Raw genomic sequence first — 17798 nt, 5'->3', positions numbered from 1 at the left:
AAAGCCTGCGCAACAGGTTTGCGCCCCGTGATTTCCACATGCTATGCTTTGGCAAAGAAAAACACGAGCAGCCCAATCCAGATGACGGCCCTGAAACAGTACCAGCGGATCGAAGCCACCGGTCTGTGGCGCTCCTCGCCCGATGAACAGCGGCGCGAGGTTGTGGTCTCAATCGGTGAGGCGACCCTGACGATCTCGGATTTCAACGACCGGGCGCTGACGCACTGGTCTCTGGCCGCGTTGGAGCGGCAGAATCCGGGCAGTTTCCCTGCGATTTTCAACCCTGACGGCGACCCGGATGAAACGCTGGAACTGGCCGAAAGCGAAAAGACCATGCTCGAGGCTATCGACCGGCTGCAACGCGCCATCGACCGCTCGCGCCCGCATCCCGGTCGGTTGCGCTGGTTTAGCGTTGCAGGCGTCGTCGCCGCTGTTCTGGCGGTGTTGCTGCTTTGGTTGCCCGGAGCCCTGCAAAACCACGTGGTCTCGGTCGTGCCCGAGGTCAAACGACAGGACATCGGTGACGAGATTCTGAAACGAATCGAGCGGGTTTCGGGACGCGCCTGTACCTCACGCGATGCGCAGACCTCCTTGGATCGGCTGGCCAAGCGCACGGGCGTGCGGCAGATCATCATCCTGCCCGCCGGGGTGCAGGACAGCCTCAGCCTGCCGGGCGGGACGGTCTTGTTGAACCGGGCCTTGGTCGAGGATCATGAAGACCCAGCTGTGGCCGCCGGCTATGTCATCGCCGAGCGCGCACGTATCGCGGCGCAAGACCCGTTGGATGATGTTCTGGACCGAACCGGAGCCTCCTCGGCCTTTCGCCTGCTGACGACCGGAGGCCTGACGCCCGAGATCGTCGACAGCTATACCGAGCAAGTCCTGTCGGAACCCCGCCCGTCTCTGACAGATGAGGCACTGCTGGCAGTTTTTGCACAGGCCGCCCTGCCCTCAACCCCATATGCCTATGCGCGGGATGTGACAGGGGAAACGGTTCTTGGCCTGATCGAGGCCGACCCAATGGCAGGACGCACACTGGAACGGGTATTGCCGGACCGCGATTGGGTCCAGCTTCAAAACATCTGCAGCGAGTGATCGGGCTTATTTGGTGCCGAACATACGGTCTCCGGCATCGCCGAGGCCGGGCATGATATAGCCTTTCGAGTTCAGCTCACGGTCCAGCGCGGCAGTGACGATATGCACGTCCGGATGGGCCTCTTTCATGCGGGCAACCCCTTCTGGTGCTGCCAGCAGGCAGAGGAACAGGATCTCGGTCGCGCCCGCCTCTTTCAGCAGATCAATCGCTGCGGCCGAGCTGTTGCCCGTGGCCAACATCGGGTCTACGGCGATGACCAGCCGGTCTTTCAGGCCCTCGGGTGCTTTAAAATAATACTGAACCGGTTTCAGCGTTTCTTCGTCGCGGTAAAGTCCCACAAACCCCACGCGGGCCGATGGGATCAGCTCCAGCACCCCGTCCAGCATCCCGTTCCCGGCACGCAGGATCGAGACCAGTGCCAGCTTCTTGCCAGCCAGAATGGGTGCGTCCATCTCCTCCATCGGGGTTTCGATATGGCGGGTGGTCAGCTTAAGCTCGCGGGTCACCTCATAAGCCAGCAACAGCGTGATTTCCCGCAGCAGCTGGCGGAATTCGGCGGTCGAGGTCCCCTTGTCCCGCATGAGCGTCAGTTTGTGCTGCACCAGCGGGTGGTCAACGACGGTCAGGTGTTCGCTCATGTGTTCTCCAGTCTTTTCTTGACCCGCGCGCGGGTGTCTTCATCGCAAAAGGCGGCGTTCAGGGCCGTTTCATTCAGGGCTGCGAAGTCTTCAGCGCCCCAATCAAAGGCTGCCTGCAACATCTCATATTCACGCCGCATAGTGGTATGGAAAAATGGTGGGTCATCCGTGGAAACGGTGACTTTCGCCCCGGCGTCTCGCAACCGCGCAATCGGATGCGCGGCGAAATCGGGGTAAAGCCCCAGAACCACGTTTGATCCCGGACAGACCTCGAGCGTGACATCCCGGTCGATCAGTTCATGCACCAGATCGGGGTCTTCAATGGCGCGGACACCGTGGCCGAGACGTTCAACACCCAAGTCACGGACCGCGTCGCGCACGCTGTCGGGGCCGCCGAACTCACCCGCATGGGTGGTCAGGCGCAAACCGGCCTCGCGGGCGCAATCGAAGGCCCATTTGAAGTCGCCCTGGGTGCCGATGGACTCATTGCCTCCCATGCCAAAACCCGTAATCCAATCGCCTGCGGTTTCCGCAGCGCACCGGGCGCTGATCTTGGCCTTTTCCGGGCCGAAATGGCGGACACAGGTGACCACACCGCGCAGAGTGATGTCGAACTTGCGCTCGGCCTCATCGGCGGCGTCCTGAATGGCGTTCAGATAGTCGCGCCACGCGTGCAGATCGCCACCTCCGCAGAAATCGGGGCTGAGGAAGGTCTCGGAGTACACCACCCCATTGGCGGCGCTTTCCTCAAGGATCGCCAGGGTCAGACGGCGGAAATCCTCCGGCGATTTGAGGACCTCACACGCGGCCTCATAGACGCTGAGGAAATGGGCGAAGTCACGGAAGTCGTAGCTGCCATCGGGCTTGAAGATACCGCTCAGATCGATGCGTTTTTCATGCGCCAGCTGCCGGATGAATGCGGGCGGTGCGGCGCCCTCATGGTGCAGGTGCAATTCGATTTTCGGAAGGTCTGCGACACTCATAGAAAGCTCTTTCCCGGTCCTTGCGCCGGTACGTTCAGGTGATGGGCAATGCTGGCGGCAACATCTGCGAAATGGATTTGACCGAGCTGGCCTGAACCTTGCCCGGCCACCAAAACCGGCACCTGTTCACGGGTGTGGTCGGTGCCGATCCAACTGGGGTCGTTGCCGTGATCCGCCGTCAATACCAGCATGTCATCCGGGCGCAGCTTAGGCAGGATGGCTCCGATTTTCCGATCAAACCATTCCAGCGCACGGGCATAGCCGCTGATATCGCGACGATGACCGTAGAGGCTGTCGAATTCGACGAAATTGGCAAAACTCAGGCTGCCATCCTCGGCCTGACCCACCAGATCGGACAGGTGCCCCATCAATTCGGCATCGGAGCCTTTACGCAGCGTGTCGATGCCCTGCATCGAAAAGATGTCTCCGATTTTTCCAACGGCATGGACGCGGCGGCCTGCGTCCTGAACCCAGTTCGTCAGCACCGGCGCGGGCGGCAAGATGGCAAAATCCTTGCGGTTCGTTGTGCGGGTGAACCCCTCTTCTGGCGAACCGACGAAAGGGCGCGCGATGACACGGCCTACCTTCATCTCATGCAAACGCGGCGCGAGTGTCCGGCACATCGCAAGCAGGTTATCGAGGCCAAAGCTTTCCTCATGCGCAGCGATCTGGAACACGCTGTCGGCGGACGTGTAGCAGATCGGCCAGCCGGTGCGTATATGCTCGGCCCCCAGCTCGGCAATGATGGCCGTTCCAGATGCGTGGCAATTGCCCAGAATACCTTCGGTTCCTGCAGCTTGCGTTGCTGCTTGGCTCAGATCGGTCGGAAATGCGGGCTGCGTGTCAGGAAAATAGTGCCAGTCCCACGGCACGGGCAGCCCCGCCAGTTCCCAATGGCCCGAGGGCGTATCCTTGCCCGGCGACAGTTCGCGCGCGCATCCCCACAGGCCAGTCGGTTGAGCCTCCAGCCCCGGCGTTGCGTCGCCCGAGGCCAAACGCGTCGCAGCACCCAGACCCAGCGCATCCAGATGGGGCAGCACAAGTGGGCCGCTGCGACCGTCCTCAGCCCGCCCCTCGGCGCAGGCTTGCGCGATGTGGGCCAGGGTGTTGGCCCCCGTGTCAGGCACATCCCCGTTGAAGAACGCGCCTGCATCCGGTGCCCTTCCAATACCGACCGAGTCCATCACGACGAGAAAGGCGCGGCTCATGCCGTGATCCTTTCATGCACCAGATCGGGCGGGGCAACCGGAGCATCACCGATCGTGATCGCCGCCAATACGCTCTGAGCCGCCTGAGCTGCCGCGTCCTCGCGCGCTGCGTGAACAGCGGCCAAAGGCGCACCTTTGGCGACCCGCTCGCCCAAGCGCACCATGTTTGACAGGCCCACAGCCGGGTCGATTACATCGCTTTCCACCTGACGCCCACCGCCCAGAGCGACCACGGCCAGCCCCAAAGCCTCACCGTCGATGGCGGTGATGTATCCATCACGCGGAGCTGCCACCTCGGTGATCACGCTGGCTTCGGGCAGGAACCGCGACCACGTCTCAACAAATTGCACAGGGCCTCCAACGGCGGCCATCATGCGACCAAACCGTTCTGCGGCGCGGCCATCCCGAATGATCTCGGCAATTGTGGCACGGCCCTGATCTACTGTTTCAGAGATACCCGCATCCACCAGCAACACCCCGCCCAATTCGGCAGAGATTTCGGCCAGAGGAGACGCTCCCCCTTCGGTCAGGACCTTCATGACCTCGGCCACCTCCAACGCGTTGCCCAGTGCCGAGGCCAGAGGTTGGTTCATATCGGTGATGACGGCGGAGGTTCGGCAGCCGGCAGCGTTAGCAGTTGCGGTCAGCGCCTGAGCTAGCTCGCGCGCGTCTTCAATGGTTTTCATGAACGCGCCACTGCCGGTTTTGACATCCAGCACCAGCGCATCAGGACTTGCCGCGAGTTTCTTGGACAGGATCGAGGCCGTGATCAGATCGAGGCTCTCCACCGTCGCCGTCACATCCCGCACCGCATAAAGCCGTTTGTCTGCAGGCGCGATCTGCCCTGTCGCGCCGACAATCGCAGCCCCGGTGTCGCGCAATACCTGCGTCAGACGCTCCTGCCCGATCTGAGTGGTGACGCCCGGAATCGCCTCAAGCTTGTCCAGCGTACCGCCCGTGTGGCCCAGCCCACGGCCCGAGATCATGGGCACATAAGCCCCACATTCGGCAAGGGCCGGAGCCAGAATCAGGCTGACGCAATCGCCGACACCGCCCGTGGAGTGTTTGTCGATCACCGGACCATCCAGATCCCAGCGCAGCACATCGCCGCTGTCTCGCATTGCAACGGTCAGGTCGGCACGACCCTTCGCGCCCAGCCCGCCCATACAGACGGCCATCGCAAAGGCCCCAGCCTGCGCGTCACTGACGCTGCCATCGGCCAGACCTTGGGCAAACCACGTAAGCTCTGGCCCGGTGGGCACTTCGCTGCGACGCAGTTTAGCGATGATCGAACGTGCATCCATGCGGTCAGCTGTCCTGCATGTGCGAGGCGTCAAATGCGCCGGGCAAAAGCTGTCCGATCGTGGTTTCCAGCTCGGCGCCGTCGGTTGTCGCCAAGGTGACCTTTACATCCCGCGTGCCAAACTCGGCCAGTTTCTGACGGCAGCCACCACAAGGCGGCACTGGCTGCGGGCTTTGGGCAACGACATAGACCTCGGCCAGCTCGGTCTCGCCCGAGGCGACCATGGCGGCAATTGCGCCCGCCTCGGCACAAGTGCCTTCGGGATAGGCCACGTTCTCAACGTTGCATCCAACATAGAGCGTCCCTGATCCCGACAGAATCGCCGCGCCCACCTTGAAGTTCGAATAAGGCGCATGGGCGTTTTCGCGGACCTTCAAGGCGGCATCTTTAAGCGACATGGCGGTTCCCCATTTTTTGATCAGTTGGTCAGAAATTCAAACCCTACCGGAAAACGAGGGGCGAATAGAAGCCCCACCGTGCATTTATTCCAGCACCGTTTTGAACACCCCCGGCAAGGTCACCTCGAGCAGTTCCACATCGTCAGAGGGCTGCGACAAGCGTGTGCGCATACCCGGTGGTATCACAAAGGCATCCCCTTGCTCCAGTTGATAGGGGTCACGGCCTTCGCCCTCCAGAGTGACCTCTCCGTTCATGACGAAGGTGAAATGGATGTCGGTGTCGTGGCTGGCCCAGACCGGCTCGCCCTGCCCGCGCCGGACGACCTGAACACCAGCAACGCCCTTGGTGTTCTCGGCAATCGTAGTGTCGCGGCAGATGTATCCCGGCAGCCGGAACGGCACCCAATCCGCATCTTTCGCCTGATTGTAAACAAAGCGTTGCCCCTGCCATTCCCGGTCGGGGCGCAGATGCGGCGTCGGCAAAGTCATCTCGTGATCAATTTCGGTGACATGTTCGGCCGGAACGCCGATCTCGATCACCTGCACATTGTCCGAGGCTTCCAGCACGCGGTGGCGGATTTCCGGCGGTTGGATAAAGCAATCCCCGGCGGTCAGGCGCAATTTGTCGCCCTGATCTTCGTAAACGACATCAACCCAGCCGTGGATGCAGAAGATCAGCTGAAACCCGACCTTATGGAAATGCACCATATCCGGCACAGGGCCGCCATCGGGGATGCGAATATGGCTGGCAATGATCGACCCGCCCAAACGATCCGGCACCAGATCGCGATAGTGCATCCCGGCCCTCCCGATGATCCACGGCGCCTGATCCTTTAGCCTGCGCACCACAAAGGAATGCACCGTTTCAGGCATCACCAGAGGGGGATCGAGGTCCTCGATTTCGATACGCGTGCCATTCGGAGCTACCAGAACCCGGTCGCCATTTGCAAAGCCATCGGGGTTTTCAGTCAGAATGCGTAAGGTGCCGGGGGTTTCGGGCGCATCCTTCTCGATCCGCACCCGTAGGCCATGGCCGGAAAACACGGCAGTTCGAGGATCGTCAGCAGGATAGATCATATCCATCTGCATCCCCAACACCTTGGTGTAGAACGGAATATCGTCGCGCAACTCCTGCGTCGGCAAACGGATTTCAGCGCGGGTGTTCGCCGCGTGCGCTGTCTGGGTCATGCAAGCTCTCGTCAGTCGGTTCTTTCGGCCATCCGATCAGAACCGACGCCAGAATGCCAATCGAAAAATACATCTCGAGCGTTTCTTCCAGAACAAACAGACGCGTCTTCATGACCGAAGACATCGTGGCCTGATACAGGCCCGAGATTTCCTCGAGCCCCTGCGCCACAACGGCGGCCAGCCCGGCCAGCACAAAGATCGCAAGGAAGGGCGCCTGAACCCTGACCGCCCGCCACGCGTTGGGAATGCCATGCCACAGCACGCCCCCCAGCACGACGACCGCCAGGGCGACACGCACCAGCGTCATGTCCAGCAGACCGTCCAAGCCGCTTAGCAGGGCAAATGGCACAGAGCCTTCCGCGTAAATATCCGCCTCAAGCTCACGCTCGGCCAGAAGCAGGCACCCCACGCCGATGTAAAGCCGCGCGAGGCCTCGGTATTTGACCAAGGCCACAACCCCAGCCGTGAACAAGCCAGCCGCCGAGATCGTCTCGATCAATCCGCCTTCCTGGTTGAATACCTCAGCCCGCAACGGGAACAAGGCAATACACCCGAGGATCAGAGTCGCAACGCCGAGCGCAGCCCAGAACCAGAACCGGTCCACCCCAAAGCGGAAACGGGATGGCGGGAACACCTCGGAAGGTGCCATTTTGAAGTCGTTGGGCATTTTTGGGTCTCAGAGCAGATGGCAGGAATTTGCAGTTCTTAGAAATTTTGCGACAATTAATCAAGGAAAGGGGCAGGTTTTGCCAAGCTTGAGACGCGGCGTAGCCAAGCCCAGAAAAATAGTTTAAGGCTAAATCAAATTTCAAAGGGAGCTTTACCGCCGATGTCTGACACACCCAGCTTGCGGCAGGCCGCGCTTGACTACCACGCTCATCCCAAGCCCGGAAAGCTTGAAATCAAGGCTACAAAGCCGATGGCAAACGGCCGTGATCTTGCGCGCGCCTATTCGCCGGGCGTGGCCGAGGCCAGTCTTGAGATCAAGGCCGACCCCTCGAACGCGGAACACTATACGGCGCGCGGCAATCTTGTGGCCGTGGTATCGAATGGGACAGCCGTTCTGGGGCTGGGCAATATCGGTGCCCTCGCCTCGAAACCGGTGATGGAGGGCAAGGCCGTCCTGTTCAAGAAATTCGCTGGTATCGACTGCTTCGACATCGAGGTCGACCAGCCGGACCCCGAAAAACTGGCCGATGTCGTCTGCGCGTTGGAGCCGACCTTCGGTGCAATTAACCTTGAAGACATCAAGGCCCCCGATTGCTTCATCGTCGAAAAGCTGTGTCGCGAGCGAATGAACATCCCCGTTTTTCACGACGACCAGCACGGAACCGCCATTGTTGTCGGGGCCGCCGCCCGAAATGCGCTGCACGTCGCTGGCAAGAAGTTCGAAGACATAAAAATCGTCTCGACCGGTGGTGGAGCGGCCGGGATCGCCTGCCTCAATATGCTGGTCAAACTTGGCGTCAAGCGCGAGAATATCTGGCTGTGCGACATTCACGGGCTGGTCTATGAGGGCCGCGCCGAGGATATGAATCCGCACAAAGATCAGTTCGCCCAGAAATCCGACCTGCGCACCTTGGATGACGTGATCGGCGGGGCCGATCTGTTCCTGGGTTTGAGCGGCCCGAATGTTTTGAAACCCGAGATGGTCGAGAAGATGGCCGATCGCCCGATCATTTTCGCTCTGGCCAACCCGACGCCCGAAATCCTGCCCGAAGCCGCGCGTGAGGTCGCACCGGATGCGATCATCGCGACCGGACGCAGCGATTTTCCAAATCAAGTCAACAACGTGCTGTGTTTCCCCTTCATCTTTCGCGGCGCGCTGGATGTCGGCGCGACCGAGATCAATGACGAGATGCAGGTTGCCTGCGTTGAAGGCATTGCCGAATTGGCCCGCGCCACCACAAGCGCCGAGGCCGCCGCGGCCTATAAAGGCGAACAGCTGACTTTTGGCCCGGACTACCTTATCCCTAAACCCTTTGATCCGCGCCTCGTGGGGATCGTATCGTCTGCGGTTGCGAAGGCCGCAATGGACAGCGGCGTTGCCAAACGTCCGATCGACGACCTTGAGGCTTACAAGGAAAAGCTGAACCAGACCGTCTTCAAATCTGCCCTTCTTATGCGCCCCGTGTTCGAGGCCGCTGCAGCCTCAAGCCGTCGGATCGTTTTTGCCGAGGGTGAAGACGAACGCGTTTTGCGCGCCGCGCAGGCCATCCTTGAAGAAACGACCGAAACTCCGATCCTGATTGGCCGCCCCGAAGTGATCGAGGCCCGCTGTGAGCGTCTGGGTCTGGTCGTCCGTCCCGGCAAAGATCTGCAGATCGTGAACCCGGAAAACGACCCGCGCTACTACGACTATTGGAACTCTTACCACCAAATCATGCAGCGCCGCGGCGTCACCCCCGATCTGGCCAAGGCGATCATGCGCACAAATTCCACCGCGATTGGCGCAATCATGGTTCAGCGCGGCGAAGCCGACAGCATGATCTGCGGCACGTTCGGCGAATACCGCTGGCATTTGAATTACGTCGAGCAGGTTCTGGGCACCCCAGACCTGCGTCCACATGGGGCTTTGTCGCTGATGATTCTCGAGGACGGCCCGCTATTCATCGCCGACACCCACGTACGGCAATTGCCGAATCCGGCAGAACTGGCCGAGATCACGCTGGGCGCTGCCCGCCACGTGCGGCGTTTCGGGCTGGAGCCCAAGATTGCCTTCTGCTCGCAGTCGCAATTTGGCAACCAGGCCGAAGGCTCGGGCAAGCGACTGCGTGAGGCAATTGGCATTCTGGACAGCGAACCGCGCGACTTCACTTATGAAGGCGAGATGAACCTAGACACGGCCCTCAACCCCGAACTGCGCGAGCGTATTTTCCCCGCCTCACGCCTTGAGGGTGCTGCGAATGTCCTGATCTTCGCGCATGCGGATGCCGCAAGTGGCGTGCGCAACGTTCTGAAGATGAAAGCCGACGGAATCGAAGTTGGTCCGATCCTGATGGGCATGGGCAACAAGGCACATATCGTGACCCCTTCGATCACCTCACGGGGGTTGCTGAATATGGCTGCAATCGCCGGCACGCCCGTAACCCACTACGGCTAGAGCGGCTAGATCAACGCCAGACATCCTGCGGGTGTCTGGCTGTCCGACTCAGCCAAAACCCTTTGCACTCAAAAATTTGCAGGTTTGCAAAATCCTATTCTGAACCTGCTAAATTCCATAAAATCTTGAGGTTTGCAAAAATTTGCAGGCTGTTTTTGGCCATCCTGCAAATATTTTGCGATAAACTGACGCGCCGTCACTCGCGCCGCTTGCCCACTGCCCTATCGCTGCCTAACAACAGTTGCAGTGATTTTGGGAGGAGGGCCTGATGGCATATCAAGACGTTTACGATGGCTGGAAAAACGACCCCGAGGCGTTCTGGATGGATGCCGCCAAAGGCATTGATTGGGTCTCGGCCCCCAGCAAAGCCTTGTTTGCCGACAACGCCCCTCTGTACGAATGGTTCAGCGACGCGCAGGTTAATACCTGCTGGAATGCCGTCGACCGCCATGTGGAAAACGGGCGCGGCGAACAGACAGCCATCATATATGACAGCCCGATCACCCATACCAAGCGCGAGATCTCGTATGTCGAGCTGCGGAACCGAGTGGCAACGCTTGCCGGTGCGCTGCGTGCCAAGGGCGTTGAAAAAGGCGACCGTGTCATCATCTACATGCCGATGATCCCCGAAGCGCTCGAGGCGATGCTGGCCTGTGCCCGTCTGGGTGCCGTGCATTCTGTGGTGTTCGGCGGCTTTGCCAGCAACGAACTGGCTGTACGGATCGACGATGCCAAGCCCAAAGCCATCATCGCCGCCTCATGCGGGTTGGAGCCGGGCCGCGTGGTTCACTACAAACCTCTGCTGGACGGCGCCATCGACCTGGCCAGCCACAAGCCCGAGTTCTGCGTCATCTTCCAGCGCGAACAGGAAGTGGCCCAGCTGATCGAGGGGCGCGACTTCAACTGGCATGGCTTCCAATACGGCGTCGAGCCTGCCGAGTGTGTGCCGGTCGCCGGCAATGATCCGGCCTATATCCTCTATACCTCGGGCACCACGGGCGCGCCCAAAGGCGTTGTGCGCCCGACCGCCGGGCATCTGGTTGCGTTGAACTGGTCGATGAAGAATATCTACAATGTCGATCCGGGTGATGTGTTCTGGGCCGCATCGGATGTAGGTTGGGTCGTTGGCCACTCGTACATCTGCTACGCCCCGCTGATCCACGGCAACACCACCATCGTGTTCGAGGGCAAACCCGTCGGCACCCCCGACGCGGGCACCTTCTGGCGGGTGATCTCCGAGCACAACGTGCGCAGTTTCTTCACCGCCCCCACCGCGATCCGCGCCGTCAAGCGTGAAGACCCCAAGGGTGAGTTGATTGGCAAATACGACCTGTCCGGTCTGCGCGCCATGTATCTTGCGGGCGAGCGCGCCGACCCCGATACGATCACCTGGGCGCAGGACGCGCTGAACGTTCCGATCATTGACCACTGGTGGCAGACCGAGACCGGCTGGGCAATCGCAGGCAACCCGCTGGGGATCGAGGAGCTTCCGGTCAAGTTGGGATCTCCGGCCAAGCCGATGCCAGGCTATGACGTTCAGATCCTCGACGAAGGCGGCCATCCGCTGAAACCGGGTGAGCTAGGCGCGATCGCGGTCAAGCTGCCGCTGCCTCCGGGCACTTTGCCGACGCTGTGGAACGCCGAAGAGCGGTTCAAAAGCTCGTACCTGAACCACTTCCCCGGCTACTATGAGACCGGCGATGCGGGCATGATCGACGAGGATGGTTACCTATATATCATGGCGCGCACCGATGACGTGATCAACGTCGCGGGCCACCGCCTGTCGACCGGCGGCATGGAAGAGGTACTGGCCGCCCACCCCGATGTGGCCGAATGCGCGGTGATCGGAGTGTCAGACCAGTTGAAAGGCCAGATGCCAGTGGGTTTCCTTTGTCTGAATACCGGTGCCGACCGTGACCATGCCGAGGTTTCGAACGAAGTCGTCAAGATGGTCCGAGACAAAATCGGCCCTGTGGCTGCCTTTAAACTGGCCGTGGTGGTGGACCGCCTGCCCAAGACCCGCTCGGGCAAGATCCTGCGGGGCACCATGGTGTCGATTGCCGATGGCAAAGACTACAAGATGCCCGCGACCATCGACGATCCCGCCATCCTGGACGAGATCAAGGACGCGTTGCAGACGATTGGTTACGCTCAGTAGCGCGGCCCCCCTCTTGCAACCTGAAACAGGCCCCTTACTGTCTTGCTAAGACAGTGAGGGCCCATGACTCAAAGCAAAATCTGGCAACTCAGCGCCACTGAGCTGACCACCCTGACCCGCAACGGTGACCTGAGTGCTGAGGACGCCGTTGCCTCCTCCATCTCACGTATGAATGCCGTCAATCCCGACCTGAACGCCGTGGTCGAGGATCTGAGCCAGCAGGCCTTAGAACGCGCGCGCGCCTTGGATCACGCGCGGGCAGCTGGGGCACCGACCGGGCCGCTGCAAGGGGTGCCGGTGACCATCAAGATAAATGTCGACCAGAAGGGCCACGCCACCACAAACGGGGTCGTGGCGCTGAAAGATGTCATCGCCCCTGATGACGCGCCTGTTGTATCAAACCTTCAGAATGCCGGTGCCATCGTTATTGGCCGGACCAACACGCCCGAGTTTTCCTTCCGCGCCGACACCGATAATCCGCTTTATGGGCGCACGCATAATCCGTGGGGGCGGCATATCTCGACCGGAGGGTCGTCGGGCGGTGCCGGGGCTGCCGTCATGGCCGGGATTGGCGCTTTGGCGCATGGAAACGACATTGGCGGAAGCCTCAGGTTTCCGGCTGCCGCCAACGGGGCGGTGACAGTCAAACCCGGCCTTGGTCGCGTCCCTGCCTGGAACCCCAGCCAAACGGCCGAGCGCGGAATACTCGCCCAATCCATGTCCGTTCAGGGCCTGATCACCCGGTCCGCAGCCGACCTGTCCCTGTCGATGCCCAGCCTGATCGCCCCAGACCGTCGAGACCCGTTTCATGTACCCCTGCCATGGCGGGGTGAGGCTTTGGACACCCCGATCAAAGTGGCCTTTACCAAGAACACATTCGGATACGCCCTTCATACAGAGGTTGAAAAGGCGCTGGAAACCGCGCGCGACGCGCTGGTCGATGCGGGCTATCAGGTCGACGAGGTCGATCCCCCTGATGTCTTCGAATGCGGTCGCATCGGATACCGCACCTTGATGGGTGAGGTTCTGACCCTTCTGAAATCCGATATCCAGGCGGCCGGTTCGCAAACCATCCAAGATATCTTCGAGGTCTATTTTCAGGAATTCCCGCCTATCGTCGAGACTGAACTGCTGCGAATGCTCGCCAAACGCAGCCACTATGCCCGTGAATGGTCCCTCTTCCTTGAAGATTACCCTCTGGTCCTGTCGCCATTCCTGCCTCAACCCTTTTTCAAGCCGGACCGAGACACCGAAGGGGCCGAGGGCGTGCATGAGGTTCTGGGCTGCGCGGTCTATTCTTATGCGATGAACTTCCTTGGCCTGCCTGCCGCCTGCGTTCCGGCAAGACTGGCAGAATTGCCCAACGGCCCGCAGCCAATCAATGTTCAGATCGCTGCGCGTCGTTGGCGTGAAGATCTGGCGGTCGATGCGGCGGCGGCGATCGAGGCGCGGGTCGGGCAGATGTGCAAGCCTCTTTGGGAACAAATGTCACCCTCCGGCTGATCCCAAAGAAATCGACCCCGGGTTTTTGTGCCCGGGGTCCGCTTGCTTAAATATGCCTGGATTTCAGATAACGAGCGTGGCACCACCCACCCTCGCCAGCGCAAAAAATGCGCAAGTATGTCGAAAACGCTGTTTGGTGGCCACTCACTCCCACCTAAGCGTGTTCTCCAGGCAAGATCACAATATCTGTCCTACGCTCACCCGCATGTGAACTTGTTCACACAAGGCAAAATTAATTTCCAAAACTGACGAAATTCTAAGTGAATTGTTCGGAAATCAGACGTTCTTCAAGGCCATGTCCGGGGTCGAACAGAATACGATGGGTGATTTCGGATTCCGAGCAGATTTCGACCCAATCAATGTCAGGAAAGGAAATAGAATCGGCATCGGCCATCACCGGGCGCTTGTCTGCATCCAGAACATCTAGGCGAACTTTCGCGGTTTTGGGCAGCAAGGCTCCGCGCCACCGACGGGGTCGAAATGCAGCAATCGCGGTGAGGGCCAACACATCCGCCCCGATCGGCAAAATCGGACCATGGGCCGAGTAGTTATACGCTGTCGATCCCGCAGGCGTAGACAGAAGCGCGCCGTCACAGACAAGCTCTCCCATCCTTTCGCGGCCATCGACGCTGATCTTCAGACGCGCCGCTTGCGGACCTGCGCGCAACAGTGACACTTCGTTAATCGCCAGCGCTTCATGCAGTTTCCCGGATTGATCCATGGCGCGCATGGCCAGAGGATTGATGACCTCAACCTCGGCATCATCGAGACGTTCCAAGAGATCGGTATCAGAATAGGTGTTCATCAGGAACCCGATGGTTCCCCGGTTCATCCCGTATACCGGCGCATCGAGGTGCTGCATATTCTTGAGCGTGCGCAGCATGAACCCATCGCCACCCAGCGCCACCACCACATCCGCATCGCGTGGCGCGGCGTTTCCGTATTTGGCAACCAGGACCTCGCGGGCTGATTGCGCGACATCAGCCTCGCTTGCGAGAAAAGCGATTCTCTTTTTCATTTTTTCCGGTTTCCGGTGCTGCACATTTGGTTCCGAAACAAACATACCTTTCCCCAATAGGCCAGAGTTGACGCCCACGCGGTGCAATTCGTCGCTTTAAAGCTGTTGCCTCGGCAGGGTTTCCGATAGGAAATCCGCAAGCAATACCCCAGACATGTGGAGCTATCATGAACGCCAATCTCCGTGACACCGGTTTTTTCACCCAGTCTTTGTCGGACCGTGATCCTGAGCTATTTGGCTCGATCACGTCCGAGCTGGGCCGTCAGCGCGACGAGATCGAGCTGATCGCGTCGGAAAACATCGTCTCTGCCGCCGTGATGGAGGCGCAGGGCTCGGTGATGACCAACAAATACGCCGAAGGCTATCCCGGCCGTCGCTACTATGGCGGCTGCCAGTTCGTCGACATTGCCGAGAATCTGGCCATCGACCGCGCGAAAGAGCTGTTTGGTTGCGGCTTTGCCAATGTGCAGCCGAACTCGGGCAGCCAGGCCAACCAAGGCGTGTTCCAGGCGCTGATCCAGCCAGGCGACACCATTCTGGGCATGAGCCTCGACGCCGGTGGTCACCTGACCCACGGCGCGCGCCCGAACCAGTCGGGCAAGTGGTTCAACGCCGTGCAATACGGCGTCCGCAAAGAAGACAACATGCTCGACTACGATCAGGTCGAGGCGCTGGCGAAAGAACACCAGCCCAAGCTGATCATCGCAGGCGGCTCGGCCATCCCGCGTCAGATCGACTTTGCCCGCATGCGCGAGATCGCCGACATGGTCGGCGCCTACCTGCACGTGGACATGGCGCATTTCGCCGGTCTGGTGGCCGCAGGCGAGCATCCCAGCCCCTTCCCGCACGCGCATGTGGCGACCACGACAACCCACAAGACCCTGCGCGGTCCTCGTGGGGGTATGATCCTGACCAATGATGAAGATATCGCTAAGAAAGTGAATTCGGCGATCTTCCCCGGCATTCAGGGTGGCCCGCTGATGCATGTCATCGCAGGCAAGGCGGTTGCCTTCGGCGAGGCTCTGCGTCCCGAATTCAAGACCTATATCAGCCAAGTCATCACCAACGCACAGGCGCTGTCGGATCAGCTGATCAAGGGCGGTTTGGACACGGTGACCCATGGCACCGACACCCATGTGGTGCTGGTCGACCTGCGTCCCAAAGGCGTGAAGGGCAACGCGACCGAGAAGGCCTTGGGCCGCGCGCATATCACCTGCAACAAGAACGGCGTGCCGTTTGACCCTGAGAAGCCGACCATCACCTCGGGCATCCGTCTGGGCTCGCCCGCCGGCACTACGCGCGGCTTTGGCGAGGTCGAGTTCCGCCAGATCGCGGATTGGATCATCGAAGTGGTCGACGGCCTCGCCGCCAATGGCGAGGACGGCAATGCCGAGGTCGAGGCCAAGGTCAAAGCCGAAGTCGCCGACCTCTGCGCCCGTTTCCCTATCTATCCGAACCTCTGATTTTTCTCGGAAACCCAAAAAGAAAACGGCGCCAGAGATGGCGCCGTTTTTCGTTGAAGTCACGTTTGGGTCAGATGAACCCGCGCCAGCGCAACACAATCATCGCCACTGCTGCCAAAGCGATCAGGCCCAACGCGACTGAGCCCAGAAAGCTCAGAAACCATCCCAATCGACGGTCCGCCAAATTGATAGCGTTCAGATGGCTCTGCACCTCATCCGAGGCTTTCTCAAGCTTTGGCCCGTCCAGAACCAGACGCAGTTTCGGATGTTCTGCCATCGGTTCGGCTTGCGCCAACACCATGGCCTGCTTGTAGACATTGCGCGGCAAGCGTCGCTTGGCGCGGCGCACCGAGGCGATCAGCGTCTTGTCCTTGACCCCCAGTTTCTTGCGCAGCAACTGAATGGTCTGCGCGATCTGGGTCTGGATATCTGTTTCCTGAGTCATCTGCGCCTCCTGACGGGACAACTTAACCGCCCTGCGAAGGGGCGACAATGGGGCTGGTTGTTCGGTGCAGTCGCGCGTATCACAAGACTATGCTGAATACGATCATCCATGGCGACCCGACGGACACCCCTCCCCTGTTGATTGCGCACGGGCTTTATGGCTCGGCTCGCAACTGGGGCGTCATCGCGCGGCGACTTTCCGACGAGCGGCAGGTGATTGCCGTCGACATGCGCAACCACTCGCAGAGCCTGTGGAGTGAGGAGCACGACTATCCCGATCTCGCGTCCGATCTGGCGGAAGTGATCGAGGGCCTTGGCGGATCAGCCGATGTGGTGGGGCATTCGATGGGGGGCAAGGCGGCCATGATGCTGGCTTTGCAGCATGGAGGTCTGGTCCGCAAACTGGCGGTCGCCGATATTGCGCCGGTGACCTACGGCCATAGCCAGATCCAGTTCATCGAGGCGATGCGCGCGGTCGATTTTTCGCGGGTCACGCGCCGGTCGGACGCGGCGGAGCAGCTGGCAGAGCAAGGGGTTGACCCGGCTTTGCAGAGCTTCTTTACCCAATCGTTGGATATCGAGGGGAAACGCTGGCTTTTAAACCTTGATGCTCTGGCGTCCGAGATGCCCAAGATCATGGGGTTCCCAGAAATAGACGCCCATTGGGGTGGCCCAGCGCTGTTTCTGGCCGGCGCCAATTCCGACTATGTTCTGCCCGAACACCGCGACAAGATCAAAACCCTCTTTCCCGCCGCGCGCTTTGCCAAAATCCCCGGGGCCGGGCATTGGCTGCATGCCGAAAAACCCCGAGAATTTGAAGCCGCCGTCCGGGCCTTCCTGAACGCATAACCTGCGCCTTTAGGCGGGCGTAGTCTCGCCGCCGCCATTGACCCAATCCGCGAGGCCGCCAAGGTTGTAGACCTCGTCATAGCCCATATCCTTGAGGAGCTTCCCTGCCAGCCCCGCGCGCCCTCCGGCGGCGCAATAGAGGATAATGGCCCGGTCTTTCCGCAGCTCGGGGTCATGGGATTTCAGCGTTTCATCGGCACGGAACTCAAGCATGCCGCGTGGGATGTGATGCGCGCCGGTTGCGCGACCCGACTGCTGAAGCTCGACCATGTCGCGGACATCCAGCAGAAGCGCTCCGCCCTCGATCAGCGCCTTGGCCTGATCCACTTCGATGCGCGCGACCACCGCATTGGCCGCCTCCATCATGTCCTTCACTGTTAGTGGCATTTACACCGCCCCCCATTTTGCCTACACATGCGAGGATTAGCATGCGACGACGGGTTGGT

At 60.3% G+C, this 17798-nt stretch carries 16 protein-coding genes; 6 read left to right on the top strand and 10 right to left on the bottom strand.

Features of this window, described 5'->3' with window-relative positions:
• Positions 1-81 precede the first annotated feature (81 nt).
• The gene (locus J7394_RS16620) at positions 82-1095 is read left to right on the top strand and encodes a hypothetical protein (RefSeq protein WP_209254602.1); all 1014 of its coding nucleotides are present in this window, start codon (positions 82-84) and stop codon (positions 1093-1095) included.
• Between the two features lie 6 nt (positions 1096-1101).
• On the opposite strand, the gene upp is transcribed toward J7394_RS16620, so the two are convergent.
• From upp to J7394_RS16585, 7 genes are all read right to left on the bottom strand, one after another.
• Positions 1102-1734 (bottom strand): uracil phosphoribosyltransferase, encoded by a 633-nt coding sequence (gene upp, locus J7394_RS16615; protein ID WP_170374268.1) that lies wholly within the window; start codon positions 1732-1734, stop codon positions 1102-1104.
• Entirely contained in the window at positions 1731-2717 is a 987-nt protein-coding gene (locus J7394_RS16610) for an adenosine deaminase (protein ID WP_209254601.1), read from the bottom strand. The genes upp and J7394_RS16610 overlap by 4 nt, the downstream gene beginning before the upstream one ends.
• Complete coding sequence (locus J7394_RS16605; RefSeq protein ID WP_209254599.1) at positions 2714-3925, bottom strand: phosphopentomutase; 1212 nt, start codon at positions 3923-3925, stop codon at positions 2714-2716. The genes J7394_RS16610 and J7394_RS16605 overlap by 4 nt, the downstream gene beginning before the upstream one ends.
• Positions 3922-5229 (bottom strand): thymidine phosphorylase, encoded by a 1308-nt coding sequence (locus J7394_RS16600; RefSeq protein WP_209254597.1) that lies wholly within the window; start codon positions 5227-5229, stop codon positions 3922-3924. Before J7394_RS16600 ends, J7394_RS16605 begins: the two co-directional genes overlap by 4 nt.
• 4 nt (positions 5230-5233) lie before the next feature.
• On the bottom strand, positions 5234-5626 hold the full coding sequence (locus J7394_RS16595) for a cytidine deaminase (protein ID WP_209254595.1): 393 nt from the start codon (positions 5624-5626) through the stop codon (positions 5234-5236).
• 84 nt (positions 5627-5710) lie between these two features.
• Positions 5711-6814, bottom strand: a complete 1104-nt coding sequence (locus J7394_RS16590) for a cupin domain-containing protein (protein WP_209254593.1) — start codon at positions 6812-6814, stop codon at positions 5711-5713.
• Complete coding sequence (locus J7394_RS16585; protein ID WP_209254591.1) at positions 6777-7481, bottom strand: hypothetical protein; 705 nt, start codon at positions 7479-7481, stop codon at positions 6777-6779. The genes J7394_RS16590 and J7394_RS16585 overlap by 38 nt, the downstream gene beginning before the upstream one ends.
• A 162-nt stretch (positions 7482-7643) precedes the next feature.
• On the opposite strand from J7394_RS16585, the gene J7394_RS16580 reads away from it, so the two are divergent.
• The 3 genes from J7394_RS16580 (at position 7644) to J7394_RS16570 (ending at position 13578) form a co-directional block, all read left to right on the top strand.
• Positions 7644-9917, top strand: coding sequence for an NADP-dependent malic enzyme (locus J7394_RS16580; RefSeq protein WP_209254589.1), 2274 nt, complete (start codon positions 7644-7646; stop codon positions 9915-9917).
• Between the two features lie 268 nt (positions 9918-10185).
• Entirely contained in the window at positions 10186-12075 is a 1890-nt protein-coding gene (gene prpE / locus J7394_RS16575; protein WP_209254588.1) for a propionate-CoA ligase PrpE, read from the top strand.
• A 63-nt stretch (positions 12076-12138) separates the two neighbouring features.
• The gene (locus tag J7394_RS16570) at positions 12139-13578 is read left to right on the top strand and encodes an amidase family protein (RefSeq protein ID WP_209254587.1); all 1440 of its coding nucleotides are present in this window, start codon (positions 12139-12141) and stop codon (positions 13576-13578) included.
• A gap of 256 nt (positions 13579-13834) precedes the next feature.
• Here J7394_RS16570 and J7394_RS16565 read toward each other — a convergent pair whose 3' ends face one another.
• Complete coding sequence (locus J7394_RS16565; RefSeq protein ID WP_209254586.1) at positions 13835-14641, bottom strand: NAD kinase; 807 nt, start codon at positions 14639-14641, stop codon at positions 13835-13837.
• A gap of 122 nt (positions 14642-14763) precedes the next feature.
• Between J7394_RS16565 and glyA the strand changes: the two genes are divergently transcribed.
• A complete protein-coding gene (glyA, locus tag J7394_RS16560; protein WP_209254585.1) occupies positions 14764-16059 on the top strand; it encodes a serine hydroxymethyltransferase in 1296 nt (431 codons plus the stop codon).
• 70 nt (positions 16060-16129) lie between these two features.
• On the opposite strand, the gene J7394_RS16555 is transcribed toward glyA, so the two are convergent.
• Complete coding sequence (locus tag J7394_RS16555; RefSeq protein ID WP_209254584.1) at positions 16130-16504, bottom strand: hypothetical protein; 375 nt, start codon at positions 16502-16504, stop codon at positions 16130-16132.
• A gap of 89 nt (positions 16505-16593) precedes the next feature.
• Between J7394_RS16555 and J7394_RS16550 the strand changes: the two genes are divergently transcribed.
• Positions 16594-17352, top strand: coding sequence for an alpha/beta fold hydrolase (locus tag J7394_RS16550; RefSeq protein ID WP_209254582.1), 759 nt, complete (start codon positions 16594-16596; stop codon positions 17350-17352).
• A 9-nt stretch (positions 17353-17361) separates the two neighbouring features.
• Here J7394_RS16550 and J7394_RS16545 read toward each other — a convergent pair whose 3' ends face one another.
• On the bottom strand, positions 17362-17739 hold the full coding sequence (locus J7394_RS16545; protein ID WP_209254580.1) for a rhodanese-like domain-containing protein: 378 nt from the start codon (positions 17737-17739) through the stop codon (positions 17362-17364).
• Positions 17740-17798 lie beyond the last annotated feature (59 nt).

It is taken from the genome of Ruegeria sp. R13_0, from assembly GCF_017743995.1.
Lineage (GTDB): Bacteria > Pseudomonadota > Alphaproteobacteria > Rhodobacterales > Rhodobacteraceae > Ruegeria.
The sequence above is the reverse complement of the archived record's forward strand: the minus strand, read 5'-3'. Positions and strand labels throughout refer to the sequence as shown.

Coding starts and splice junctions, on each gene's coding strand:
- J7394_RS16620 (WP_209254602.1), top strand. CDS start 82: ATGACGGCCCTGAAACAGTACCAGCGGATCGAAGCCACCGGTCTGTGG.
- upp (WP_170374268.1), bottom strand. CDS start 1,734: ATGAGCGAACACCTGACCGTCGTTGACCACCCGCTGGTGCAGCACAAA.
- J7394_RS16610 (WP_209254601.1), bottom strand. CDS start 2,717: ATGAGTGTCGCAGACCTTCCGAAAATCGAATTGCACCTGCACCATGAG.
- J7394_RS16605 (WP_209254599.1), bottom strand. CDS start 3,925: ATGAGCCGCGCCTTTCTCGTCGTGATGGACTCGGTCGGTATTGGAAGG.
- J7394_RS16600 (WP_209254597.1), bottom strand. CDS start 5,229: ATGGATGCACGTTCGATCATCGCTAAACTGCGTCGCAGCGAAGTGCCC.
- J7394_RS16595 (WP_209254595.1), bottom strand. CDS start 5,626: ATGTCGCTTAAAGATGCCGCCTTGAAGGTCCGCGAAAACGCCCATGCG.
- J7394_RS16590 (WP_209254593.1), bottom strand. CDS start 6,814: ATGACCCAGACAGCGCACGCGGCGAACACCCGCGCTGAAATCCGTTTG.
- J7394_RS16585 (WP_209254591.1), bottom strand. CDS start 7,481: ATGCCCAACGACTTCAAAATGGCACCTTCCGAGGTGTTCCCGCCATCC.
- J7394_RS16580 (WP_209254589.1), top strand. CDS start 7,644: ATGTCTGACACACCCAGCTTGCGGCAGGCCGCGCTTGACTACCACGCT.
- prpE (WP_209254588.1), top strand. CDS start 10,186: ATGGCATATCAAGACGTTTACGATGGCTGGAAAAACGACCCCGAGGCG.
- J7394_RS16570 (WP_209254587.1), top strand. CDS start 12,139: ATGACTCAAAGCAAAATCTGGCAACTCAGCGCCACTGAGCTGACCACC.
- J7394_RS16565 (WP_209254586.1), bottom strand. CDS start 14,641: ATGTTTGTTTCGGAACCAAATGTGCAGCACCGGAAACCGGAAAAAATG.
- glyA (WP_209254585.1), top strand. CDS start 14,764: ATGAACGCCAATCTCCGTGACACCGGTTTTTTCACCCAGTCTTTGTCG.
- J7394_RS16555 (WP_209254584.1), bottom strand. CDS start 16,504: ATGACTCAGGAAACAGATATCCAGACCCAGATCGCGCAGACCATTCAG.
- J7394_RS16550 (WP_209254582.1), top strand. CDS start 16,594: ATGCTGAATACGATCATCCATGGCGACCCGACGGACACCCCTCCCCTG.
- J7394_RS16545 (WP_209254580.1), bottom strand. CDS start 17,739: ATGCCACTAACAGTGAAGGACATGATGGAGGCGGCCAATGCGGTGGTC.